Consider the following 24,157-nt stretch of genomic DNA (forward strand, 5'->3'; position numbering starts at 1 on the left):
AAACGCCGAGATCTCCTGGCTCTTCAATTCCTACGTCGAAGGATTCTACGGCTTGCTATCGCTGAACGGCATCTCGTTCGCCCGCGTCCTGTCCGACCTCGTAATGCATGGCTTGTATTACCGCGTTGGCTCAGGCGCCCCGTGCGCAACGATTGCAGCAAACGTTCTGCTCTCCGCGGCGAAGTCGATAAATACACCTGGACCGACGCTGGCAGCAGCTACGTGATGAGCGACCTGCTTGCCGCCTTCCTCTATGGACAGCTGGAAATCTGGCCGCAAATCCAAGCGAAGCGACAGCATCTCTGGTCGCGCTATCACGCCGAACTCGCCTCCTGGGCCAAATCGCTGGGCGCGACACGACCCATCGTGCCAGAACACTGCAACCAGGCTTGGCACATGTATTATCTGCTGTTACCCGACCTCGCGACACGGAGCGCGCTGATCGCGCACCTCCGCGAACAGCGCATCCACACCGTATTCCACTATCAACCGCTGCATCTTTCGCCCTACGCCCAAAGCTGGAACGGCGCACCGGGCGACTGCCCCGTGACCGAAAATACAAGCGATCGGTTGCTGCGACTACCGTTCTTCAATGCGATGACGTTCGACCAGCAGTCGCGAGTCAGCGAAGCAATCCTTGCCTTCCGCTGAACCTGCCATCGTCATCGTGCTATTTTCTTAGCCATGTCTTCTCCCTCCGCCGTCGATCTTCAAACCGGCTCTCCCGAACGCTTCGGCTATTCGTGGAATATCTACGGTGAGATTCTCCCCGAGCATGAGGAGCAATTTCGCCGCTGGACCGCGCCGCTCCAGCCGAGCGACTGGGAAGGCAAACGCATCCTCGACGGTGGCTGCGGCATCGGCCGCAATTCCTACTGGCCGCTGAAATTTGGCGCTGCTGCCGCGGTGGCGATCGACATCGACGAACGCTCGCTCGCTCACGCCCGACGCAATCTCGCGCTGTTTCCTCAGGCCGACGTTCGCTACCACAGCATCTACGACCCGGTAGAACCGGACAGCTTCGATATCGCATTCAGCATCGGCGTCGTCCACCATCTTGAGAATCAGCCGTTGGCGGCGCGGCGGCTCGCCGAAGCGGTCAAGCCCGGCGGCCTCGTCCTGGTCTGGCTCTACGGCCGTGAGAACAACGGCTGGATCGTTCACGTGCTGGACCCGATCCGCATCAATGTCCTCAGCAAGCTGCCACTCGGCATTGTGCACTGGCTCTCGTGGTTTCCGACCGCCGTGCTGTGGCTCGGTCTCCGGCTTGGCTTCGGCCGCATCGCCTATTTCAAGCTCCTGCGCCAACTCACCTTCCGCCATCTTCGCGCCATCGTGTTCGATCACCTGATCCCCAAGATTGCGAAATACTACCGGCGTGACGAAGCCATCTCCCTACTGCGCGACGCCGGATTGGTCGACGTTCAAGCCACGTGGGTAAACGAAATGTCGTGGTGCGTCACGGGTCGTCGCCCGTAGCCAGTCACCGCGGCGACAACCGAACGACCTCGAGCAAAATCGGGAACTTTTCGGTCCCGATCATCGCGTTTTCAATCGTGACCAACGCCAAGCCCGAGCGCGTCAGACTCTCCTTTCCGGCGGCGATTTCCTCTGCTCGCTTGCCCAGGAGAAAAAGAACCTTGGGACGTTGTTCGGCAAGACGCTTGCGCTCGAACTCGCCGAATTCGGGCATGCCCGAAACATTCCAGATATTGTGCAACGTGTTTCCGAGCGTCGCAAACGCGACGCTATAGATATCGTAATCGCTGCTCGAACTGCTGAACCACAGCAGCGGCGGTTCTCCCGAGCGCGCGTAAGTTCCCCACCGGTGCGTGTATTGGGTCGCCGCCAAGTAGACCGCACGTTGATGCTCCTCGTCCGGACTGCCATACATGCGATTCCCCACCGCAGGGATCAGACTGAGAACCTGAGCGGCACAGACCAACACGGCGAAAGCGATCCACCGGATCAGAGACCGGCTCGCCTTGATCGCAACTACGGCGGCCACCACGCCACACAGCAACGTTAGGACCACGGGCCAGCGGTGTTGCGCTAGCCACGGCCAGATCGTGCGCGCTGTCTGATTCCCCCACACCGTCAGCACAAGCGGAACCAGCACTGCCGCCGCGACCGCGCTCCATCCGCGCCAAGCTCGCAACTCCGACTCCAAAGAGCCAGCCACCACTGCCACGAGCAGTGGCGTCAGCGCCCAGATGTGACCAAAATAGGTGCCCTCTTCGAAGACGAAGCACTGGAGACCGAACCGGTAGACGAAATAGAAAGTCAACAGGAACACCGGCCCGGTCACGACGGCGTAATCGTGCGCCGTCCACGACCGACGACGGAGCGAAGTCAACAGGCCGGCGAGCAACAGCAGATACGGCACATAGACATACGTGTGGGTGTTCCACCACCGTTGGAAAGGCACGGCATGCGAGATGGCGTAGTCGCTCCCGGTCCGCAATGTCCGCCAGTTCACGTCCCAAAACAAAAGGTAGTTGGCCGAGGCACCAAAAATGCCACGGTAATAGAGCCACCCGATCGTCCACATGGCGGCAAACCCGATCAGCGCGCCGCCAAACTCCGTCAGCCAATTTCGCCAGGAGGAACGGCACCAGGCGTGTGACACCGCCACGCCCGCGACAAAACAACCGACCGCAGTAATCGTGAAGATGTGGCAGTTTACCGCGACGCAGAACAGCGCACCACTCACGAAAGATCGCACAAACTGCGCCCGCCCGCGATAGAGCCACAGACTCGCGCCCGCGAGAGTGGCGGGGACGGAAAGAAACGGCGTCAGGTCCCAGTTGAGGACCGAGATAAACTGCGGGTTCAAAAACAGGAACGCAAAGGACGCGATGGCCGAAGCCCGTCCAAACCGGCTCAACGCGAGCGCGTAGAGCGCCCCTCCCGAAAGCACAATGAGCAGATAGCGAAGCAGCATGAATCCGACGTCCGGCTGCGGCACGTTGCAAAACACGGTGTTCAGGAACATCACCGGGAACCGCACATAGTAGTAGGCCCAGCCATAGTGCTTCGCCAGTTGGACCCATTCCTGTCCCGCTCCCGTGTAGAACCACGGATCCGCGTAGGCGATCTGCATGAACATCTTGATGCGAAAGAGCCACCAAGCGGCCAAGGGAGCCGTCAAAATGATGACAAGATCGGCAAGATGCCAACGCACGCGCACGGGCAGAGAGGCGTTTTCCGGTTTCATGGGTTAGGGGATTCGGGATGCGTGTAAAATATTCCCAGCAGCGAACTGCCACGCCAGCCACTCGGGAGCAAAGCCGCCTCGAGCGCGAGCGCGCCCCCCAACGCCTGGTGCAGCGCCGGCCACCGTGGCACCTGCACGGTCGTCGAACGGCGGCGCGTCGTCCGCGCCACCACCCAAGCCGGCCAGTAGAGCGCGTGGAAAAAGTAGCTCAACCGGCCCACCTCCAGATTCGCGACGCGCGCCCACTCCCGCAGCGCCGGCTGATCGTAGCGGCGGAAGTGCCCGAAATACTCGTCGTAGTTGCTCCAGATTTCCGTTCGCGCCGGCACCGTCACAATCACCCGGCGCAAGTTCGGAAAGGCCGCGCGAGCCATGGCGACAATCTCGGCAGGCTGCGGCAGGTGCTCGATCACGTCCAGCAACAGGATGGTCGTCACCCGATGGCGCAGCGCCGCGTCCAGTTGTGCGAGTGGCTCGCGGTAGAACACGCGACCCATCGCGCGGGGGTGCGGCGTGCCGTAATCCGCGAGATCACTACCCCACGCGTCGAATCCGTGTGCGATCAAGTGCGCCAGCGTGAATCCCCGTCCACACCCGACATCGAAGATCGCCCCGTCGGCATGCACGCTGCGAATCGCACGCTCGAGCACGCGGTTGCGTGCCACGAACCAGTAGTAATTCTCCGAACCCAAGGGATAGTTGGATTCGATCTGACCGGGGTTATACGCGGTGTTCTCGCTCATGCTGGGATGCGTCGAGAGCCTGCAGCTGCAACAGGCCCCACAAGGCGCCACGGTAATCGGCGCGACCCGATTGGTGCCGGGCGACCATCGCCCTCGCCGCGGGACGGCGAAGCTCCGGCAGCGGAACGTCGAATTTCTCTGGCGGGAGCGCGCGCAGCCATTTGGAAACCGGGACGCCGAAGCCTTTTTTGGGCCGTTCCAGGATTGCAGACGGCACGCGTTGAGCCAGGGCCTCGCGCAAGAGCCACTTCGTCCGACCGCGGCGCATCTTGAACGCGTAGGGCAAGCGGCGGCAGAAATCGACGAGATCGTTGTCGAGAAACACTGCGCGCGATTCCAGCGAGTTGAACATTCCGGCGCGGTCGACTTTGAACAGGATATTTTCGGTCAGATAAAACCGGGTGTAGAACTCCAGCGTCCGCTCCTCGACGCTGAGATCTGGACGGCTGCGCCACAGCGCGATGGGTTCTTCGTAAAGTTCCTCTGGGCTCAGCGGGTGTTCCACCAGCTCGCGCACAAGTTCCGGTGCGACGGGCCCGATCCAAGCCGGATTCCACATTTCCGGAGGCCGAACAAGACCACCTAACGCGCGACGCACCTTGAAATCAAAACTCATGTTCCGGTCCGAGGCGGGCCAGCGCTCCGCGCCCGCGCGCAGCCACCGCAGCATGCCCCGCGGCAAGCAACGCGCAGCCACCTGCGCCAGACCGAGCGCGCTGAACGTGTCGTATCCCGCCAGCAACTCGTCGCCGCCATCGCCCGACAGCGCCACGGTCACCCGCTCGCGCGCGAAACGGCAGAGCAGGTAGGTCGGTAAAATCGAGGGATCCGCGATCGGCTCATCCATTCTCGCCAGCACCCCGGACATCAACTCAGCCGCGTTGCCGAGCGTCAGCACCCGTTCGTGGTGCTCTGTCCCCAAATGCGCCGCCACGGCTGCGGCCGACTCGCGCTCATCGTAGGACCCGTCCTCAAAACCGATGGTGAAGGTCTCCAATCGCCCCCTCGGCACGCTGGCCGCGGCGGCATTGGTGATCGCGCTCGAATCGAGACCGCCGCTCAGGAACACGCCGATCGGGACATCAGCCACCAGTCGGCGTCGGACCGCGCGTTCCACTTGCGCCGCCAGCTCCTCCGTCAGATCGCGGTCGGAGCGCCGAGTCCACGCGGCTTCCGGTTCCACGCGGAACTGCCAATACGATCGCGGCGCCATCGGCTCCCCGCCAAACGGAACAGCGATCGAGCTTCCTGGCGGAAGTTTGGCTACGCCGCGATGGAAGCTGCGCGGTGAAGCCAGCCAGCCGCATGCGAGAAATTTCTGCATCGAGGTGTCGTCCGCCTCGAGTCGCAACGCCGGGTGGCAACGGAACGCCGAGGCCTCGCTGGCGAACGCGAACACCCCGCGCTGCCGCGTATAGAAGAGCGGTTTCTCGCCAAACCGGTCGCGCGCCAGAAACAATTCCCCGCGCCGCAGATCGATGATGCAGAACGCAAACATCCCGTTCAGCCTCGGGAGCAACCCCTCGCCCCACTCTTCGTAGCCGTGCACCAGCGCCTCGGTGTCCGAGTGATCACTGGCGAAGCGATGGCCGCGGGCGACGAGTTCGGCGCGCAATTCGGCGTGGTTGTAGATCTCGCCGTTAAAGACGATCCCGATCGCGCCATCCTCGTTCCACATCGGCTGCGCGCCGCCGACGAGGTCCAGAATGGCCAGGCGCAGATGCCCGATAAACAAGCCGAGATCGGGGCGCGCGAAAGTCCCGCGTCCATCCGGTCCGCGGTGTGCCAGCCGGTCCATCATGCGGCCCAAGACCGCCGCGTCCCCCACCGGGCCGCAGAAGCCAACGATGCCGCACATCAGGACTCGCCCCCCGGCGCTCGCCAGACATTTCGCACGGAATAGGCGTTTCCCCCGCGCGTTTCGAAGTAGATGCGGACCACGATCTCTGCGACCAGCCCCAGCAACAGGCTCATCACCGCCGCGAGGAGCAGGACGCCGGCCAGAGTCGGCAGCGGCGTGAGGATCATCGAAACACCCCGTGCGAACTTCAAATAGAGACTCAGCGCGAACACGGCCACCGCAAGCACGCCGAAGCCCGCGGTAAAGGCGCCAAACACGTAGATCGGCTTGGCGAGATAGCGATCGAGAAACTTAATCGTCACCATGTCGCACATCACTTTGAAAATCCGCTCCATTCCGTATTTGGACTGGCCAGCCGACCGGGCGGCGTGCCGCACCGGCAACTCGGCGATTCGCGCCCCCATCCAGTGCGCGTAGATGGGGATGAAGCGGTGCATTTCGCCAAACAAACGCACCTCCTTGATGACTTCGGAGCGATAGGCCTTCAACGTGCAGCCGTAATCGTTCAACCGCACGCCCGAGACCCGCGAGATAATGCCGTTCGCGACCGCGCTGAGAAAATTGCGCCGCACTTTCGCGTCCTTCCGATCCTTCCGCCAGCCAGATACGACGTCGAATCCTTCGTCCAGTTTCGCGAGCAAAGCCGGAATATCTTCCGGAAAATTCTGCAGGTCGGCATCGAGGCTCACAAGCACACGTCCGCGCGCTATATCGATGCCAGCCTTCATCGCCGCCGTCTGGCCATAGTTGCGCCGCAAATCGACCACGACCAAATTGCGCCGGCGTGGCACCTCCGCGCGTAGGCGGGCAAGAGAACCGTCGCGACTGCCGTCGTTCACCACCACCACCTCGTAGCTGTCCGGCCGGTTCGGAAACATCCCGTCCAACACCGGATAGAGACGATCGAGCAACGGCTCGATATTCGCCTCCTCATTGTGGACGGGGACGAAAACACTAACTTCCGGCTGACCGCCGGTTGCTGCGGAAGGGGTCATTCCCGCCCAACGCTCCCGACATGCCGCCGGGGAAGCAAGCATTTCCTCCTCCGCGGAACTCGTCTGCGAGCCCGCGCGCGCAGGCTTTACAGCGGCGCGACACACCGTCTTTGATGAGGCCCTTAATGGCGCCGCCGAACACCCGACCCTACCTTTCTGTCGTTGCCGCGTCACGCAATGACGATCACGGCGGCGATCCGCTGCGCCGCACTCAGATTTTCGTCAACAGCTTCGCGCGGCAGTGCGAAAAATACCAGCTGCCCGCCGAGTTGATCCTCGTCGACTGGAATCCCGTCGCCGGTCGCCCAGGTCTTGCCGGTGTCCTCCAGTTGCCCGCCAACTCGAGCTATTGCCAGGCCCGCGTCATTTCCGTGCCCGCGGTGTTGCACCAGACGCTCAAGTATTCCGGCCAGCTCGCCTTCTTCCAAATGATCGCGAAGAACGTCGGCATCCGCCGCGCCCGCGGCGAGTTCGTCCTCGCGACAAACATCGATATCATTTTCTCCGACGAGCTGGTTCGCTTCATCAGCACCCGGACGCTGGATCCCGCGCGACTGTATCGCGTCGATCGTTACGACATCGAAAGCACCCTGCCGGACACGCTGACCCTCGAGGAAACTCTCGCCTACGCCTGGTCGCACCCGGTGCGCAGCAATCATCGGTTCCACCCTCGCCCGCTGGTGGAACACCTCTACGGCAACGAGCGCTCCAAGCGCCTTTGCAACCCCGATCCGGGCACCCTGCCGCCGCTTCCGCACACCCGCCTCACCCAGACCGACGGCGTCTGGGCAATCGCCGTCGAACGCGACGCTCCGCTCGAGGAACTGCACACCAACGCCTGCGGCGATTTCACGCTCCTCTCCCGCGACGGCTGGGCGCGCATCTCGGGCTACCCCGAGTTCGAGGCGTTCTCGATGAACATCGACAGCGTCGGCCTCGCCGCCGCGCACTACGCGGGTCTCACAGAAATCTCGCTTCTGCCTCCGTGCGTCTGTTTCCACATCGAACACAGCCTGGGATCAGGTTGGACGCCAGAGGGGGAAAAAAAACTTTTTGCCCGCTTGAACGAGAAAGCGATTCTCAGCCCAGACTGGCATGTCCTAACCCCCTTGGTTGACGGCATGCGCGCGGGAACCGCACCGTGCACACTGAACGGACCTGATTGGGGACTGGCCGCATTCGATTTGCCCGAAACGCCGCTGCAGTCCGGTCGCTTCGCTGAAGTCCCCATCGAGCCCCAACCCTATCACGCGAGTGGCGCGGGGAAAGCTTCGGCGCTTTTGCCGGACTTCGACTTGGATCGCTTGAGTCTCTGGCAAGACCGCCGAAACAACCCGACGCAACGGTTGGAAGCCATCGTGGAGGAAACCCGCGCCAACCTCCGCAACACAGAAACCTATTTGCGCCAGGTGGAGAAGGACAGTGCCGATCGCCTTGAGTCGATTCGCTACTACGAGAGCAAACTCAAGCAAGCCTACGCCGACCATGCGCACAACGTCGCATTTATCGAGCAACAGGATGGCGTCCTCCAAGCCCACGTGAAACTCGCCGCCGAACGCGCCGCAACCATCGCCGAGCTCACCGCGCGCCTCGACCAACAAGCCGCCTGCGATCCGGAAGCGATCCGCGCCTCCCTCGATCCCTACGCCTGCCATCTCCGCAAGCTGATCGTCGCCAAATACCACCCGCGCCTCCTGCCCCAGCTGCTCTGGCTCGCCGCCAACGGCACCTCCGTCGAGATCTTCGGTTGCCCCGCCGACGTCGCGCAACATCCCCGCGGCCCCATCCGTTTCCGCCCCGAGTCCCTCTGGGAATGGCTCGGCTCCATCGATACACTGTTTAACGACAAAGCCTACCTGCTCGCCCACCCCGACGTCGCCGATGCTGTGGCGCAGGGCCATTTCCCCAGCGCCTGGGATCACTACATGCTCTTCGGCGAGCGCGAATATCGCAAAACCGGCTCCGAAGATTTCGAACCCGGCCTCCCGTGGGCCGACGCCGTCGCGTTCGACGGTTCGGACGCGAACGAAGTCCTCCCCTGCCTGCTCGGACGCCTGCAGCCGCACCACGCTCTGCTAATCTCGGGCTGCACATCCACGCCGCCTTGGTTGCCCAGCGACGCCCCGCGCACCTCCTTGCACGGCGGCGCCCTTTTCTGCCTGCGCCCGCCTGCCACCTGGGTCGGTCCGCGCCTTCCCACCGGCAACCCGGCCCATGGCTGGCCCAAACCGCGCGCACAAGACATCTATCCGGCACGACCGACCGTGCCCGTCGAGTGGCCCAAAATCACCGTCGTCACCGTCAGCTACAACCAAGCGCCCTACCTCGAGCAGACGCTGCGCTCCGTCCTCGATCAGAATTATCCGAACCTCGAATACATCGTCGTCGACGGCGGCTCGACCGACGGCTCAGTGGAAATCATCAAGAAATACGCCGCACGCCTCGCGTGGTGGGTCAGCGAAAAGGACGGCGGCCAATCCCAGGCGCTCAACAAAGGCTTCGCCCGCGCCACCGGCCGCATCCTCACCTGGCTCAACAGCGACGACCAACTCGCCCCCGGCAGCCTCTTCACCATCGGCGAAACCTTCCTCCGCCACGACACCGACATGATCGTGGGCCGCTGCGCCCGCGTGCTCGATCTCGCGCCGAATCCGCACCACATCCACCGCTCGCGACTCGCGCTCGGCCACATCCAGCCGCTGCCGCTCGGCCACCTGCTCGACCTCGACCATTGCTGGCAGCAAGGCTGGTTCTTCCACCAACCCGAGGTCTTCTTCTCCCGCGAAATCTTCGATCGCGCCGGCGGCCGCATCGCGGAGAACCTCTACTTCAGCATGGACTACGACCTGTGGGTGCGGATGGCGCGCGCCGGCGCCCGCATTCTGCCCGTGCCGGAAATCCTCGCCATTTTCCGCGAGCACAAGAAACAGAAAACCGGCGGCGCCGACCTGCCCTTCCTGCCCGAACTGCGTCGCGTGAACGCCGCCCATCGCGCGAGCACCTGAGTCGATCCGTCCCGTCGCCATGTCCGTCCCCGACTCCTCCCGCCCTCTCGGCCTGCCCCGCCGCGTCCTCTTCCTCAACGACGTCGGCTTCCAATACGGCGCCGGCATTGCCCAAGCCCGTCAGATCGAGGCCCTGCTCGCGCTCGGCCTCGAGGTCGGCGCGCTCGCTTGGGCGACCGGCGAGATCAAACTCGAGCACGTTGCCACGCGCCCCGTCGATCCCCAGCTCTGGCTCGGCCTTCGCGAGGTCAACGGCCTCGAAGGCGACAAGTTCCTCTCCGACCGCGCCGTCATCGCCGGCCTGCAACTCGAGGTCGCCCGCTTCAACCCTTCCGTCGTTTTCGTCGGCAACCTTCATGCCGCCCGCTGGACGCTCCAACTCCTCCCCGCCCTGCGCGCGCTCGGCTGCCGCGTCATCGCGTTCGTCCACGACGCCTACCTCTACACCGGTCGCTGCGCCTATCCCGGCAACTGCGAACTCTACCTCACCGGCTGCAACGACACCTGCCCCACCGCCGAGCAGTATCCGAAACTCGCGCCCCCCCTCATCGCCCCGGCCTGGCAACTCCGCCGCGATGTCTTCGGCCCGGCCCATGACATCGAAGTCGTCGCCAACAGCCGATGGAGCGAGCGCATGTTTCAGGCCGCCATCCCGCAATGCCCGCACGTCGCCACCGTTCACCTCGGTGCCGACGAAAACGTCTTCCGCCCCGGCGATCGCGCGGCCGCCCGCCGCCACCTCGGCCTGCCCGACGACAAACCCGTCGTGCTCTGCGCCGCCGTGAACTTCCAAGAGCACCGCAAAGGCGGCCCCGAACTGCGCGAGATCATCGCCGCGCTCCAAGGCGAGGCGACCTTCGCCGCCTTCGGCCACAACGCCGCGGAAATTCCCGGCCTCATCGGTCTCGGCTACCATCTGCAGGCGCACCAACTCGCCCTCATCTATCAGGCCGCCGACGTCTACCTCGGCACCGCGACCGAAGAAGCCTTCGGCCAGACGCTCATGGAAGCCCAGCTCTGCGGCGTGCCGGTGGCGGCTTTTCGCACCGGCGGTGTCGAAGAGATCGTGCAACACGAGGTCACCGGGAAACTCGTCCGCAATCGCGACATCGCGGAAACCGTCGTCGCGCTCCGCGCGATGATCGCCGACCGCGGCTTTCGCGAACACGCCGGCACCCAGGCCCGCGCGCACGCGGTCCGGCACTTCGGCTTCACCGCACACGCCCACCGCTGGCGCGACTACTTCGCTCCGCCCTGCTCGTCCGCGACCGTCGGCGACAGCCCGCGCTCCACGCGATGATCGCGTTCACCCTCCACGCTTCACTGCTGGCGGGACTTTCCTTCGTCGCCGCCCGTCCGCTCACGCGCCGCTGGAGCGAGCGCTTTCTCGCCACTCTGCTGCTGGGCTGGGGCAACATCGTCCTCACCTCGCTGCTGCTTTCCGCCGTCAAGCTGCTCGGGCACTCCGGCGTTTTTTTCGGAGTCTCGGTGAGCCTGGCCGCGCTGACCTGGCTGGCTGTTCGCCGCGTCTCTCCGCTCGCACCTGATCCCGCGGACTCGCCCGCGGATCGACGTCTCGTCCTCGCCTTCGCCGTCACTTTGGCCCCGCTCGCCATCGCCAGTCTCAGTGTCGCGCTTACCTACGAGCCGAACAACTACGACTCGCTCACCTATCACCTGCCGCGCGCGATGTTCTACCTCGGGCAGAACAGCCTGGCACACTTCGACACCGGCAACGACCGGCAGACTTACTTTCCGTTCAACTACAACCTGCTCCAGCTCTTCGGTCTGACCTACGGACCGCCGCGGCAGGTGCTCACGTTCTTCAATCTCCTCTCGTGGGCCGCCCTGGGTGTGGCACTCCATCGCCTCTGCCGCCTCTCGCGCCTCTCCGCGCATGCCGCCTTGATCGCCGTCTGGTTCGCCCTCACCGCCACGCAGATTCTCGCGCAGGCGGCGTCGACCACCAACGATCTCCCGATCGCCGCGGGACTCACGACCTTCTTCGTCTTTGCGGCACGCTGGACGCAATCGCGCCAGCGCCGCGACGCGCTCCTCGCCGGACTCGCCGCCGGGCTCACGGCCGGCACCAAACTGACCGTCGTCTTCTTCGCCCCTGCCGCCGGCCTGCTTCTCCTGCTTTGGGCCGCCCGCCAGTGGCGCAACGGCCGGCGCACCGTGCTCGGCCGCACCCTCCGCGCGTGGGTGCTGCCCACCGCGCTCGCCCTCGCGTTCGCGTCGCCCTTCGCCGTCATCAACCTCGCGGAAAAAGGCCAGTGGATGACGAAGGCCTACGACTACACCTTGAACCGTCCGCTCTCGCTCGCCTCCGCCGTGCAGACAGCCGAAGGATATCTCGCCCAGCTCTGCCTCGAACCGCTCAGTCGCTTCGATTTTGAACCGAAACGCACCGAACGCCTGAATGCGTGGGCCGGCCACGCGCTGTTCCCCCATTGGAACGAGGCCTACGCATTTTCCGACTTCTTCCTGTTCCCGCCCGATCTCACCGAGGATCACGTCTGGTTCGGTTTCACCGGCCCGGCGATCCTGCTCGCAGCGCTGCTCTGCCTCGTGTGGCCGCAGCGCGTTCCCTCCGCAACGGTCTGGTTGGCGTTTCTGGGGCTCGGCTGGTTCGCCACGTATTTCCTGCTCAACCGCTGGTCGCTCTACAACCAACGCTACATGGTGGCCGCCCTGGCGCTGATGACGCCGTGCCTTGCGATCCTGTGGGACCGCGGCGCGCCCGGCACGCGCAGCCGCCGGGCCGCCCGCCTCCTGCTCGGTGCACTGGCGCTCAGCAGCCTGTGGCTCGCTGGTGCCTATCTCACGCAGAACACCCGCCGCCCCTTCATCCCATTCTGGACAGCTCGCGTCGCCCCCGCGGCATTACCCGCACTCCCGCCACGCCTCGCCGACCGGCTGTCCGCCGAACCGCGCATCAATATCCAAGCGACCGACGGCAACGAGCGCATCTTCCTTCTGATGACCCCGGGCGAGCACCAGCGCTTCACATCGTTCGCGCGCCAGATGCCGGACGCCTACAACGTTTTCTCCCAATGGGGCCTCGCGCGCAAAGTCGCCTACGTGAACATGGCGCAGCAATCCTCCTATACTCTCGTCAAGATCCCGACCAAGCGCACGGCCGGAGTCGAATACCTCGGCACCATCGGCGCAGGCGTCGAAGCGCAGGATTACCTTGGGCTGCCCCCCCGCGCAAATGAACGGCCCTCCCATTCGAACGATCGGCAAGTGCTCGTCGTGTTGAGCTACGCGCCGCATGAGCCCAACCGCTATCAAGCCACTCGCATCCAAGTCGTCGGCCTCAATCCCGCCGATCAAGCCCGACTCCGCGTCAGCGTCGAATACCAGGATCGCACCCGCGAAATCCTCGCCACGCTCCAGACGTCCGGCGAAGCCTCCGCCTCGATCACGAAGCCCTTCCGCCGTTTTTTCATAGAAGCCGACGACGATGTCAGCGGCCGGCCCATCGGGGCCGTGAGCATCCCCCGCCTCACCCGCGAAAAGCCGCCGGAATTCGGCACTCCCTTCGAACCCACCGTCATCTTCCGAGACCAGCTCGTCGCCAACGACCCGCTCACTTACGTTCGCACCACCGGCCTCGAAGCCGCCGAGGGCCCCTATCCGCAGTGGAAACTCCCGCTCATCCGCTGGGCTCGCGCACCGATCGTCCGCCTGGAAGTTCCTGCCGACGACGATCTCGTCACGCTGCGGCTCGGCTTCAGTCTCAGGAGCTTCTCACGCGAACGCGCCGCCATCGCCCTGCTGCACAACGGTCAGCTCATGAAATACTACGATCTCGACGATCATAATGCCTGGATCGACGAGGCGCTGACTCTCACGCCGGTCGCCGGCCGCAACGTGATCGAGTTCCGTAACATCGCGGTCGGTTCGGAACCCGACTGGCTCGACTACCTCGACCGCAATCCCGATGTGAAGGAATACGTCGTCGCGCAAAAGATCCCGCTCGAGCAAGGCGCCCGCGAGCACTACGAAGCGTTCGGCCGGAAAGAGCACCGCGCGCTCCGCTTTCGCCATGCGCTCGAACCCGCGCCCGTCGCCGATTCGCGCTACTACATTTTCCGCGACCTGGTGGTGGAAGGCCTGCGCGAACCTTGATCTGTTCACGGCGCCGCCAATCGTGCCTCCTTCGCTTCCTCTCACTCTCGTGATCGCCGCTCCTTCAGCGCCGCAACCAGGCAACTCCGACGCACGCCAGCGCGTTCCGGACTCGCACACCCTCGGCCGCCACGAGGATTACGCACCGGGCGTCGCGGACGCCGCCGGGCAATCGCGCACACGCGTGGGGTCCCCTGGTTCTCGCGGGTTGCCTTCCCCCAGCCGCCATCTACATCACTCGCGCCTATCTAGCGAAGCATGACGCTTTATCTCGCGCACTCCGCCGTTCTAGTCGTTCTGTCCACGGTGACGGCGCGCCGCCTCGTGGCGTCGTGGCTGGATCGAGCGCTGACGGTTCTGCTTCTCCTCTGGGGGAATATTGTGGCGACGGCCCTGCTGCTTTCCTCCTGCCATCGGCTCGGCGATCCAGCCTGGTATTTCCGCACCTCGCTCCTCATCGCGATTGCGACTTGGATCGCGATGCGATGGGTCGCTCCCGCGCGGGAGTCGCCGGACTCCGACCGTCCTTCCCCGCGACTGCTGTTCGCCAGCGCCATCACCCTCCTGCCGCTGATTTGGGTCACCGTGCGGGTCGCCGCCACCTACGCGCCCAATAATTTCGACTCGCTCACCTACCATCTCCCGCGAGCCATGTATTACCTGGGTCAGGGCAACCTGGCGCATTTCGATACTGGAAATCCACGGCAGATCTATTTCCCGCTAAACTACAACCTGCTCCAGCTCTTCACGCTGATCTACGGTCCGCCCCTGCAGGCTCTGACCTTCATCAACGTGCTCACTTGGCTCGCGAGTGGCATCGCCGTCTACCGCATCGGTCGCCTGGCGGGACTCGGCGCCAACGCGAGCCTCGGCTCTGCCTGGTTCGCGCTGACGGCGACGCAAACGCTCGGTCAAGCCTCCAGCACGACCAACGATCTCCCGACCGCAGCGGCCTTGCTCGTCGCCCTGGTTTTCTTTCTCCGCTGGTGCGACCAACGCCAGACCCGGCACGCCATCCTCGCCGGACTCGCTGCGGGATTGGGCGCCGGGTCCAAATTGACCGTCGTGTTCTTCGCCCCGGCAGCCGGCCTCATCGCCCTCGTCGCGCTCTGGCGGCACGCACGCAGTCGCGCCCTTCCTGCATTCGCCCGTGGCGTGCAGGCGTGGTGGCTCCCCGCCGCGACTGCCGCCGTTTTCGCTGCGCCCTTCGCGTTGATCAACCTCGCGACCAAGGGCGAGTGGATCACCAAGACCTACGACTTCACCCTCAACCGGCCGTGGTCGCTGGCCTGCGTTTGGCAAACCTCCCGCGCCTTCCTGGTGCAGCTTTTCCTGGAGCCGCTGCATCGCTTCACGTTCGACCTCACGGTGACCTCCGAACTCAACGCGTGGGGCGTGCGGACTTTCTTCCCGCACTGGAACGATGCCTACGCCTTCTCCGAGCTGTATCTTTTCCCGCCCGACCTGAACGAGGACCACGTCTTTTTCGGTTTCGCCGGTCCGATCACCCTCCTGGCGGCCGTTTTCTGCCTCGTGCGCTTTCGCCGCTCTCCCCGCGCAATCGTGTGGTGCGCCGCGCTCGGTTTGGGGTGGTTCGCCACTTACTTCTGGCTAAACAAATGGTCGCTCTACAACCAGCGATACTTCGTGCCCGCGATGCTCGTGCTCAGCCCGTGCCTCGGCGCCGCACTCGAGAGCGTCTGGTCCGACCGTGAGCGTTGGCGCGGCTGGATTCGCAACGGCGTGGCCGTCCTCGCCGGTCTCGCGCTCTGGCTCGCCGCCGTCTACCTGTTCCACAACACCAGCCGCCCCTACGCTCCCTTGTGGGCCGGCGAACCGCCGCCGCCCGCGTGGCCCGCGCTCCCACCGCTGATGGTGCAGCGCCTCGCGGCGGAGCCGGTGGTGAACGTGCAGTCCACCGCAGGCAACGAACGCATCTTCCTGCTCATGGGCCAGGGGCGCCACCAACGCTTCACCTCGTTTCACCACACCACGCCGGAGGCCTACAACTTGTTTTCGGAATGGGGGTTTGTCCGAAAAGTAGCCTACACGAACATCGAACAACTCTCCTCCTGCACCGTGGTGCCGTTCGCGGGCAAACCCACCGCCGGCATCGAGTATCTCGGCACGATCGGCCAGGGCCAGCCGGCACTGGACTACTACGGCCTGACCGCGCATCCCGAGACGAAACCGGCCAGCGATTCGAACCGCCAAGTGCTGGTCGAGCTGCACTACGGTCCTCGCGAACCCAATCGCTACGCCAACCTGCAAATCAAAGTCGCCGGACTCAATGCGCCCGACCACGCCCGGTTGACCGTCGGCGTGGAATACGATGACGGCACCGCCGCAGAGCTCGCTCGATTCGACTCCACCGGCGAAGCTCGCGCCACCGTAACCCGCGGATTCAAGCGCTTCACCTTTCGGCTGCACGACACGGGCACTGGCACCCTCGTCGGCAGCATGGACATGCCCCACCTCGCCCGGGAGGAGTCCGCCGACGTCGAAACCCCCTTCGATCCTTACAAGATCGCTTCGGATCAGTTCATTGTTTCGGCGCCGCAAACGCGCGCCGCTCTCACCGGCCTGGGCCCACTCGAGGGACCTTTCCCCCAATGGGATTTGCCGGCGATACGCTGGGCCAAGACCCCCGTCGTGCAGATCACCGTGCCCCCGCATTCACAACGCTCGACGATCGACCTCTCGTTCGAACTTTGCGCGCAGACCCGCGAAAGCGTCGGCATCGAAGTCGCGTTCAACGGCCGGACAATCAAACAATATCGCTGGGGCGGCGCAGGCCGCTGGCTGATCCAGGATCTGCACTTCCAAGCGATCCCCGGAACGACCAACACCATCGAATTCCGCAACGTCTCGCTCGGCCGCGAGCCGGACTGGCTCGACTACCTCGACCGCTATCCGGACGTGAAAGCCTACGTCCAATCGCAAGGCATTCCGCCGGAGCAGGGCGCGCGGGAGCACTGGGAAAACTTCGGCCAAAAGGAAGGCCGGGAACTGTTCCTGCAACGCCGCCTCGAAACGCTGCCCGCAGACGCTCCGCTCTATTACATGTTCCGCAATCTGCGGGTCGACGCGCTTCGATCCTTATGAGCACACCCGTCGCGCCCCTTCGTCCCGACCGGAACTCCTACATCGATGCCCTGCGCGGCGTCAGCATCGTGGGCGTGGTGTGCGTGCATTTCGGCGGCAGCTTCGTCACCACGGACCTCCATGTCTGGAGTCCCTCGTTCCTGCTCGGTCTCTCACTGAACCAGCTGTTTTGTTTCGCGGTCCCGATGTTCGTTTTTCTCTCGGGACTGCTCGCCGGCTCGTCCCGTCGCGAGATTCCGCTGATCGACTACTACCGCGGGCGCTTCCACCGCATCGTCGTGCCTTACCTCGTCGCCAGCGTCCCCGCCTTTTTCCTGCTCAATCACTATGCGGAATGGTCGCGGCTGCCCGATTTCTCCGCCCGTCTCCGCTGGCTCGCCGAACACCTGCTCTATCAAGGCGTCGAGCCCACACTCTATTTCATTCCGCTGATCCTCCAGCTCTACCTCGTCCAACCCCTGCTCAAAGCCCTGCCCGCGTGGGGGCAGCGGCTCGCACCTCGACTCAGCCTTCAGACCAGTGCGGCTCTGCTCGCACTGCTTTTTTTCGCGGTGCACGTCGTGCTCGGGATTCTCTGCTACCGTGGAGCGCTCAACTACTACGTCTGGGGACGGCCCAGCGCGTTTTTTTGGGCGTTTTATTTCTTTATCGGCCTCCACTTCCGCACTCTCACGTCGCTGCTTTCACGCCGGACCTTGGTGGCCGTGAGCGGCGGTGCCGGGGCGATCGCGCTGGCGGCGATGGCGTGGAACTTCCACCACCTGCTCGATCGCTCGGTCATGGGCGACCACTTCCAATTCAACCCCCTCGACCTGGCTTACGTCCGCCCCGAAATGTTGCTCTACGACGTCGCCACCGTGCTTGCCCTGGGTCTGGGCGTGGCGCTCGGCTGGTTTGCCCGGCCCGGACTGTTCTCCTACCTCGGACAATTCACCCTCGAAATCTACCTGTGGCACATCCTGCTGCTCTATTTCGCGGTGTGGCGCTATAGCGACGCGCTCGCGTCCTGTCGCGCCATCCCTGAGCTCATCATGATCATCTGCGTCGGCGCCGCCGCGGTGATTGCGGTCGCCACCGACCTTTGGCACCGGATCAAGTCCTTCGCCACCACGCATCGACTCGTCCTGGTCCGCCGCGAATAAAGCGGGCGGAGCATCCCGCGCGACGGTCGATGCACTTCGCTGCGAGGTTGCCATCCCGTCCCGCGATTCCGTAGTTCTCTGCTAACTTCATGGCTCAACCCTCCCCTTCCGCCTTCCGCATCGCGGTCGCCATCCCCTGCTATCAGGAGGAAAAGACGATCGCGCAGGTCGTCAGCGACTTCAAAGCCCAGTTGCCCGACGCCGCCATCTACGTTTTCGACAACAACTGCACCGACCGCACGGCCGAGTTCGCCCGCGCCGCGGGGGCCACCGTCATCCGCGAGAAACGCCAGGGCAAGGGCTACGTCGTCGCCTCCATGTTCGAACTCCTCACCGAGGATGTCATCGTCATGGTGGACGGCGACGGCACCTACGACGCCACCGCCGTCCACCGCCTGTTGGAACCTATCCGCCGTGGAGACGCCGACATGACCGTCGCCGCCCGCCTGCAGCAATACAGCGACAAATCATTCCGCAAGTTCCACGTCGCCGGCAACCAGCTCGTCTGCTCGATCATCAACCGCATCTTCGCCGCGCAAATCTCGGACATTTTCTCCGGCTACCGCGCATTCACCCACGAGTGCGCCCTGTCGATTCCGATCACCTCGCGCGGCTTCGACGTCGAGACCGAGCTCACCGTCCAAAGCCTTTACCGCGGCGCCGTCATCCGTGAAATCGAAGCCCCTTACGGCGAACGCCCCTCCGGCAGCTTTTCCAAGCTCCGCACCTTCCCGGACGGTATCCGCGTGTTGCTGCGCCTGTTCCTGCTCATGCGCGCCTACAAGCCGCTCACGCTCTTCGGCAGCCTCGGCCTGCTCGCCCTCCTCGGCAGCGCCGCCTGCGCCGTCCTGCCGCTGATCGAGCTGGTGGAGCTCCACCGCGTCGCCAGCCGCCCCTCTGCCATCCTCTCCATCACGGGTTTCATGCTCGGCTGCCTCAGCATCGCGCTCGGCCTCGTCCTGAGCACGACAAACCAGCGGCTGCTCGAACTCGAGCGCGTGCTCATCAAGCGGGCCCGCCGCTCTTAATCCGGCAGACGGCGCATCACGCTCATGGGCACCAAGGACTTCAACGCGCTCGACCTTCTCATCTGCCGCTGGCGCTCCCGCGCCCTGCACCGGCTCGTGCCGGCCGACGCCACCATGCTCGATTTCGGCTGCGGGCACCAGGCGATGTTCCTGCGCTCGGTGCAGACGAAAATAAAGCGCGGCGTCGGCCTCGACTACGACGCCACTCCCGCGCAACCGGCACCCAATCTCGAACTGCGCCAATTCCGTTTCGTCGATCGCTTCGACTACCCGGACGCGAGTTTCAACCTCGTCACCATCCTTGCCGTGCTCGAGCACATCCCGCTCGACCAGGTTGATGTCCTTTTCCGTGAATTCTCGCGCATCCTCGCGCCCGGCGGCCGCATCCTCGTCACCACGCCGACTCCCGCCGCCAAGCCCGTGTTGGAATTCATGGCCTTTCGCCTGAAAATCATCTCCGCCCCGGAAATCGCCGACCACAAACACTACTATACCGAAGCCGACCTGCGGGCCCTCGCGGCGCGTCACGGTCTGTCCTGTCCGGTATATCGGCGTTTCCTCTGGGGATTCAACTGCCTGTCCGCGATGGAAAAGCCCGCGACGCCCCCGGCAGCCTGAACGCGCTTCGTGGCGATGGAATTGCTTTTCATTCATCTAATCCTGCTCGTGTGGTTGGCGGTCGCGGCGGCCTATCGCTGGACGGAAACCACCTCGGAAACACTGCTCGGCGCCGGCGCGCTGGCGTGGGTGAATCTTGTCGGGACCGCACTGACGCTGTCGTGCTTCCACCGCTGGGGCAACGTGGGCCTCACCCTCGGCGTTTCCCTGACCCTCGGCGCCGCGACCGCCCTGCTGGCTTGGCGTTTTCCCTCGACTAACCGTCGCCACTTCGCCCCCGCGACCACACACCCCGTTGTCTATTTCGGCACCCTGGTCGCTGTCGGCCTGCTCATCGCAGGCAGCATCGCCTTGGCCGCCACCTACGCGCCGCTCGACCCCAACGCGCTCGGCCGCACCTTGCCGCGCGCACTCCAGTTTCTGGTCGATGGCAATGTCTTCGCGGGCACGAGCGGCCAGCCGTCCCAACCCTGTCTCTTTCCGGACTACGGCATTTTGCATTCCTGGCTGCTGACCTTCCGTCCGGAACTGACCACGCTGAATTTCGTCAACCTCATCCTCTGGTTGTTCAGCGGTTGCGCGCTGCATCGATTCTGCCGGCTCGCCGGGTGCAGCCGCGAAGCCTCGCTCCTGGCTCTTGGCTGTGCCTGGTCGGCATTCCCCGTGCTCACCCAAGCGGTCACACTCGATCACCACCTCGCCGCCGGTGTCGCTCTGCTCGCCGCCGCCGCGTTCCTGCTCGCGTGGTCGAGGGATGGACGAAACTCTTCGGCGCTCTTCGGCGGCGCACTCGCCGGACTCGCCGCCGGTAGCAGTCTCGCCGCTGCGATGATCGTGCTGTGCCTCGCCGGCCTAGCAACCCTGCGTCCATTTCGTGTCCACCTGCGCCGTGGCTGGAAACTCGTGCTGCCGGGACTCGCCCTGGGGTTGCTGCCAACGCTGCTCAGCCTGATCGCCGCCGCCCGCCACGATTCGCTTGTCCACATCGTTGCCGAAACCATCGCCGCCGAATCGGCCACATTGGACGCGGTGCCTGCGCGCGAACTCGTCGGCCCGTGGGCGGACCGCGCGATCGGGCCGGGTCTCACCGGCTGCCTTTGCCTCGGAGCAGCCCTGTTGGGTTTCCGTCGCTCGCGCGAGTGGTCGCAGCCTGCATTCTGGCTCGGCGCGGTCGGGCTTGCTTGGGCCGTCATCCTCGCGTTGCCCGCGCTCGCGACTCGCCACTCGCCCCAACTCGCACCCGCCATCCTCCTCGCCGCGCCCAGTCTTGCCATCGCCCTGGATCGATGGGGGGCGCCGCGCAACCGCTGGTTGCCGCTCGCGCTTCCGCTCCTCGCCATCTGCCTCTGGTCTGGTTCGGATACGCTTCGTCACAACATCTGGCGCCCGCTGGAACCGCTGCTCAATCCCAGCGCCCCGCGCCTGGAGCCAGCCAAGCTCCGCGCCGAGCTCGAGCAACACCTCGTGCACGATGCGCGACTCAACCTCAGTCCGCCCGCTGTCCCGCACATCCGCACCGGATCCGTCCCGCGTTACGATCTCCTCCGCACGGATGCCTACAACATTCTCTCCCGTCCCCGCAGCGCCCGCAGCCGCGCCCTCGCCCATCTTGATCTGGGACCGGCCTATGTCCTTCTCACCTTCCCCGGCAAGGCCACGCCCGGCGTCGAACCGCTCGGCAGCACCAGTTCGGAATTCGCCGCACGCGACTACTTCGGCCTGCCCGGTAACGCCGACGAACAGGTCTTCGACAATAACGGCCTCCTGCTCGCGACCGTCGAGCGCAGCCGCGACACGAATCCGCCCCAACTGCTGATCGATATCGCCGGACTCCATCAACGCGACGGCGCCTGCGTCGACGTGATCGCCGAAACCGAAAGCGGCGTCGATAGACTCCTCGCCACCTTCTCGCGCGCCGGCACGCAAACCGCACCGTATCCGTCGTCGGTCCGCGCTCTTCGTTTCCGTCTGCGGAACTCCGACCCCGACGGTGCCGAACGCAGCACCGCCGTGCTCGAGGCGCTCCCGCCCGACCAATACATCGCCGCCACCTCGACCGACCCCAGACTCTCTTTCCAATATGAGTTCGTCAGCCGCCCGGAACCGACGGCCACCAAAGCCGGTCGCGGTCTGCTGCCGACCGAGGGACCGTTTCCCGATCTCGCCCTACCGTTGTTGCGCTGGATGCGCGCCGATCGTATCCAGTTGCAAATCCCCGCCGCGCCGGACGTGAAAACCCTGCGCGTCAGCCTCAGCGCCCATCTCCACCAGCGCCGTCAAGGCCTGCTCGAGATCTCCTGCAACGGACGTGCCGCGCAACGCATCGAGTTCACCGATCCCGAGAGTTGGCAGGATGCGATCCTGGAGTTCCCCGCGGACTCCGGCGGCAATGTCATCGAACTCCATGAACTGCCGCCCAAGCCGGGGCCGGATTGGTATGAATACCTCAATCGCTACCCTGACGTGCGGCGCCACGTGGAAATGATGCGCAAGCCCCTCGTCGAAGGCGCGCGCGAGCACTACGAAACTTGCGGCAAGGCCGAGGGCCGCACCGTCGTCCTGGTCGAGCAACCGCGCCCCGCGGCCGATGCCTATCTCTATATGTTTCGCAGCCTGCGCGTGGAGGGCCTGAAACCATGAGCGCCACGACTCCGCCGCTGCCGCCGGCCGCTCCAAGGAATAGCCACCGCTTCGCGCACGCAGGCATCGCTCTGCTGGCGTTGCTGTTCGCCTTTCTCACGATGACGCGCATCTCGCGCGACGATCCGTGGTATCGAAACACGGACATGAACATCCACAACATCGCCGACGCCCTGAGCCTGAATTCCGGCTATCCGCTCGGCATCGTGGATCAGCCCGCCACCACGACGAAACTCCTCCTCGCTTTCGACTTTCGCCTGCGCGACGCGGTGGGCGCTCAACCGGTCTGGACGCTCAAACGCTTCGCTCGCAGTCCCGACCTCATCGCGCAAATCGCCGACCTGGTCCGGGCCGCGCGCCAACACAGTCGCACGCTGGTGGTGCTCTTCATTATTTTCGCCGGGTTCTTCGTGGCCCAAGCCACGCGCCGATTCGAACTCGGCTGCCTCGCCGTCGTCTTGCTCTCGGGCTGTTCCGGCCTGCTTTTCCACGGATTGCTGATCCGGCCGGAATTGCTCTGCACGATTTTCGGCGTGATGGCCATGCACTGCGTCTGGCTCGCGACGCAGTCCACGCGACCGGCCGGTCGCACCCTCTGGCTGGTGCTGGCCGGCGCCGGTGGCGGCTTCGCCATCCTCTCCAAACTGCCCGGGCTATACTTTCTCATCCTCGTTTTCGGCTGGTGTGCCGTGTCCCCGCTGATCGCGCTGGTTGAAGGGCGAGAGGCTTCCGCCGCGCCTCCGCTCAGCCCGCGCGCCACGCTGATCCTGCCCGCGATCGGGCTGGTCCTCCTGCTCTGCGTGCTGTCGTTCAGCGCCGCCGGCTCCGAAGTGCATCCCGCTGCGGCGCGCCGGCTGCGCCTGCTCGTCGGCCTCGCGGCATTGCTGCCCCTCCTTCAGCTCGTGCGCAGCCCGTCGCGGATAACTTCGTATCTCATCGATCGCACCCTCGAGTTCGCCTTGCTGCTGGGCGGTGCCTTGGGCGCGTGCGTCGGCTGGTTCGTCGCACTGCGCGCGACCATGCCCGCGGCGGCCGCCGCCAATTACGGCGTCAAGGTGCTCGACGTCGTGTTCTTCCCGGATCCGCTCGTTCAACTCTACACTCAGCCCGGCGTCACCCATCGCCTCCACGGGCTGCTGCGGTTCTTCGTCGAGTCGCCCGTGCTCCTCGTGACCACCACCGCGTTCGCCATCGCTCTGCTTTGCCTCCGCAGCGTCAATCTCCGGCTGCGCGCATTCGCGCTCCTCTTCTACGCTCAATCGGTCGGCATGATATGGATGATGAGCAAGCGGCAGTATTTCAGCCAATACAGCATCTTCGTCGAGGTCCCGCTCGCGCTCACCTGGTGCTTCGGCCTCGCCGCGCTCCAGGAATGGTGGCAACGCCGCGCGGACGTCCACGAGCGACGCTGGCCCGCCGCCATCGCCCTCACCGCGGCCTTCATCCTCATGCTCACCATGCCGCTCGATCTGGCTCCCAAATACATCGGCTATCAGGATGACGCTTCCGTGCCGGTCTCGGACTTCACCATCACCTTTCTCTACGACCACGACGCGCATCCGGAGGCCTACCGCGCCGCGATGAAGGCCCGCTATCCGACTCGCCCGGATTTCGTGCAGGCGCTCAGCCGCTACCTCGCGGATCCCGCCCACCGACACTAGGGAAC

Annotated in this window: 15 protein-coding genes; 11 read left to right on the forward strand and 4 right to left on the reverse strand. The window is 64.6% G+C overall.

Annotated elements, in window-relative coordinates:
- The first annotated feature begins 141 nt into the window (after positions 1 to 141).
- Entirely contained in the window at positions 142 to 651 is a 510-nt protein-coding gene (locus tag KF715_06675; GenBank protein MBX3736350.1) for a DegT/DnrJ/EryC1/StrS family aminotransferase, read from the forward strand.
- A gap of 33 nt (positions 652 to 684) precedes the next feature.
- Positions 685 to 1,479 carry a class I SAM-dependent methyltransferase gene (locus KF715_06680; GenBank protein ID MBX3736351.1) on the forward strand — a complete coding sequence of 265 codons (795 nt, stop codon included), beginning with the start codon at positions 685 to 687 and terminating at the stop codon, positions 1,477 to 1,479.
- A gap of 4 nt (positions 1,480 to 1,483) precedes the next feature.
- On the opposite strand, the gene KF715_06685 is transcribed toward KF715_06680, so the two are convergent.
- The 4 genes from KF715_06685 to KF715_06700 are packed head-to-tail and all read right to left on the reverse strand — an operon-like array spanning position 1,484 to position 6,858.
- Positions 1,484 to 3,217: a hypothetical protein gene (locus tag KF715_06685; GenBank protein MBX3736352.1), complete on the reverse strand. Its 1,734-nt coding sequence runs from the start codon at positions 3,215 to 3,217 to the stop codon at positions 1,484 to 1,486.
- On the reverse strand, positions 3,214 to 3,960 hold the full coding sequence (locus tag KF715_06690) for a methyltransferase domain-containing protein (GenBank protein MBX3736353.1): 747 nt from the start codon (positions 3,958 to 3,960) through the stop codon (positions 3,214 to 3,216). The genes KF715_06685 and KF715_06690 overlap by 4 nt, the downstream gene beginning before the upstream one ends.
- Positions 3,938 to 5,818, reverse strand: coding sequence for an asparagine synthase (glutamine-hydrolyzing) (gene asnB / locus KF715_06695; protein MBX3736354.1), 1,881 nt, complete (start codon positions 5,816 to 5,818; stop codon positions 3,938 to 3,940). The genes KF715_06690 and asnB overlap by 23 nt, the downstream gene beginning before the upstream one ends.
- The gene (locus tag KF715_06700; protein ID MBX3736355.1) at positions 5,818 to 6,858 is read right to left on the reverse strand and encodes a glycosyltransferase family 2 protein; all 1,041 of its coding nucleotides are present in this window, start codon (positions 6,856 to 6,858) and stop codon (positions 5,818 to 5,820) included. The genes asnB and KF715_06700 overlap by 1 nt, the downstream gene beginning before the upstream one ends.
- Before the next feature lie 83 nt (positions 6,859 to 6,941).
- Between KF715_06700 and KF715_06705 the strand changes: the two genes are divergently transcribed.
- From KF715_06705 to KF715_06745, 9 genes are all read left to right on the forward strand, one after another.
- Positions 6,942 to 9,821, forward strand: a complete 2,880-nt coding sequence (locus KF715_06705; protein ID MBX3736356.1) for a glycosyltransferase — start codon at positions 6,942 to 6,944, stop codon at positions 9,819 to 9,821.
- Positions 9,822 to 9,840: 19 nt separating this feature from the next.
- Positions 9,841 to 11,121 carry a glycosyltransferase gene (locus KF715_06710; protein MBX3736357.1) on the forward strand — a complete coding sequence of 427 codons (1,281 nt, stop codon included), beginning with the start codon at positions 9,841 to 9,843 and terminating at the stop codon, positions 11,119 to 11,121.
- A complete protein-coding gene (locus KF715_06715) occupies positions 11,118 to 13,958 on the forward strand; it encodes a glycosyltransferase family 39 protein (GenBank protein ID MBX3736358.1) in 2,841 nt (946 codons plus the stop codon). Before KF715_06710 ends, KF715_06715 begins: the two co-directional genes overlap by 4 nt.
- A 258-nt stretch (positions 13,959 to 14,216) precedes the next feature.
- Positions 14,217 to 17,063 carry a glycosyltransferase family 39 protein gene (locus KF715_06720; protein ID MBX3736359.1) on the forward strand — a complete coding sequence of 949 codons (2,847 nt, stop codon included), beginning with the start codon at positions 14,217 to 14,219 and terminating at the stop codon, positions 17,061 to 17,063.
- Positions 17,060 to 18,205 carry an acyltransferase gene (locus KF715_06725; GenBank protein ID MBX3736360.1) on the forward strand — a complete coding sequence of 382 codons (1,146 nt, stop codon included), beginning with the start codon at positions 17,060 to 17,062 and terminating at the stop codon, positions 18,203 to 18,205. The genes KF715_06720 and KF715_06725 overlap by 4 nt, the downstream gene beginning before the upstream one ends.
- A gap of 89 nt (positions 18,206 to 18,294) precedes the next feature.
- Complete coding sequence (locus KF715_06730; GenBank protein MBX3736361.1) at positions 18,295 to 19,233, forward strand: glycosyltransferase; 939 nt, start codon at positions 18,295 to 18,297, stop codon at positions 19,231 to 19,233.
- A 24-nt stretch (positions 19,234 to 19,257) separates the two neighbouring features.
- Positions 19,258 to 19,851: a class I SAM-dependent methyltransferase gene (locus KF715_06735; GenBank protein MBX3736362.1), complete on the forward strand. Its 594-nt coding sequence runs from the start codon at positions 19,258 to 19,260 to the stop codon at positions 19,849 to 19,851.
- Positions 19,852 to 19,866: 15 nt separating this feature from the next.
- A complete protein-coding gene (locus tag KF715_06740) occupies positions 19,867 to 22,491 on the forward strand; it encodes a hypothetical protein (GenBank protein MBX3736363.1) in 2,625 nt (874 codons plus the stop codon).
- On the forward strand, positions 22,488 to 24,152 hold the full coding sequence (locus tag KF715_06745) for a phospholipid carrier-dependent glycosyltransferase (GenBank protein MBX3736364.1): 1,665 nt from the start codon (positions 22,488 to 22,490) through the stop codon (positions 24,150 to 24,152). The genes KF715_06740 and KF715_06745 overlap by 4 nt, the downstream gene beginning before the upstream one ends.
- Positions 24,153 to 24,157: the final 5 nt, after the last annotated feature.

Origin of the sequence: Candidatus Didemnitutus sp. (assembly GCA_019634575.1) — a bacterium.
In the GTDB taxonomy this organism is placed as follows: Bacteria; Verrucomicrobiota; Verrucomicrobiia; order Opitutales; family Opitutaceae; genus Didemnitutus.

Excerpts from the sequence above, each read along its gene's own strand:
- KF715_06680 (MBX3736351.1), top strand. The coding sequence starts at position 685 with ATGTCTTCTCCCTCCGCCGTCGATCTTCAAACCGGCTCTCCCGAACGC.
- KF715_06685 (MBX3736352.1), bottom strand. The coding sequence starts at position 3,217 with ATGAAACCGGAAAACGCCTCTCTGCCCGTGCGCGTGCGTTGGCATCTT.
- KF715_06690 (MBX3736353.1), bottom strand. The coding sequence starts at position 3,960 with ATGAGCGAGAACACCGCGTATAACCCCGGTCAGATCGAATCCAACTAT.
- asnB (MBX3736354.1), bottom strand. The coding sequence starts at position 5,818 with ATGTGCGGCATCGTTGGCTTCTGCGGCCCGGTGGGGGACGCGGCGGTC.
- KF715_06700 (MBX3736355.1), bottom strand. The coding sequence starts at position 6,858 with ATGCTTGCTTCCCCGGCGGCATGTCGGGAGCGTTGGGCGGGAATGACC.
- KF715_06705 (MBX3736356.1), top strand. The coding sequence starts at position 6,942 with ATGGCGCCGCCGAACACCCGACCCTACCTTTCTGTCGTTGCCGCGTCA.
- KF715_06710 (MBX3736357.1), top strand. The coding sequence starts at position 9,841 with ATGTCCGTCCCCGACTCCTCCCGCCCTCTCGGCCTGCCCCGCCGCGTC.
- KF715_06715 (MBX3736358.1), top strand. The coding sequence starts at position 11,118 with ATGATCGCGTTCACCCTCCACGCTTCACTGCTGGCGGGACTTTCCTTC.
- KF715_06720 (MBX3736359.1), top strand. The coding sequence starts at position 14,217 with ATGACGCTTTATCTCGCGCACTCCGCCGTTCTAGTCGTTCTGTCCACG.
- KF715_06725 (MBX3736360.1), top strand. The coding sequence starts at position 17,060 with ATGAGCACACCCGTCGCGCCCCTTCGTCCCGACCGGAACTCCTACATC.
- KF715_06730 (MBX3736361.1), top strand. The coding sequence starts at position 18,295 with ATGGCTCAACCCTCCCCTTCCGCCTTCCGCATCGCGGTCGCCATCCCC.
- KF715_06735 (MBX3736362.1), top strand. The coding sequence starts at position 19,258 with ATGGGCACCAAGGACTTCAACGCGCTCGACCTTCTCATCTGCCGCTGG.
- KF715_06740 (MBX3736363.1), top strand. The coding sequence starts at position 19,867 with ATGGAATTGCTTTTCATTCATCTAATCCTGCTCGTGTGGTTGGCGGTC.
- KF715_06745 (MBX3736364.1), top strand. The coding sequence starts at position 22,488 with ATGAGCGCCACGACTCCGCCGCTGCCGCCGGCCGCTCCAAGGAATAGC.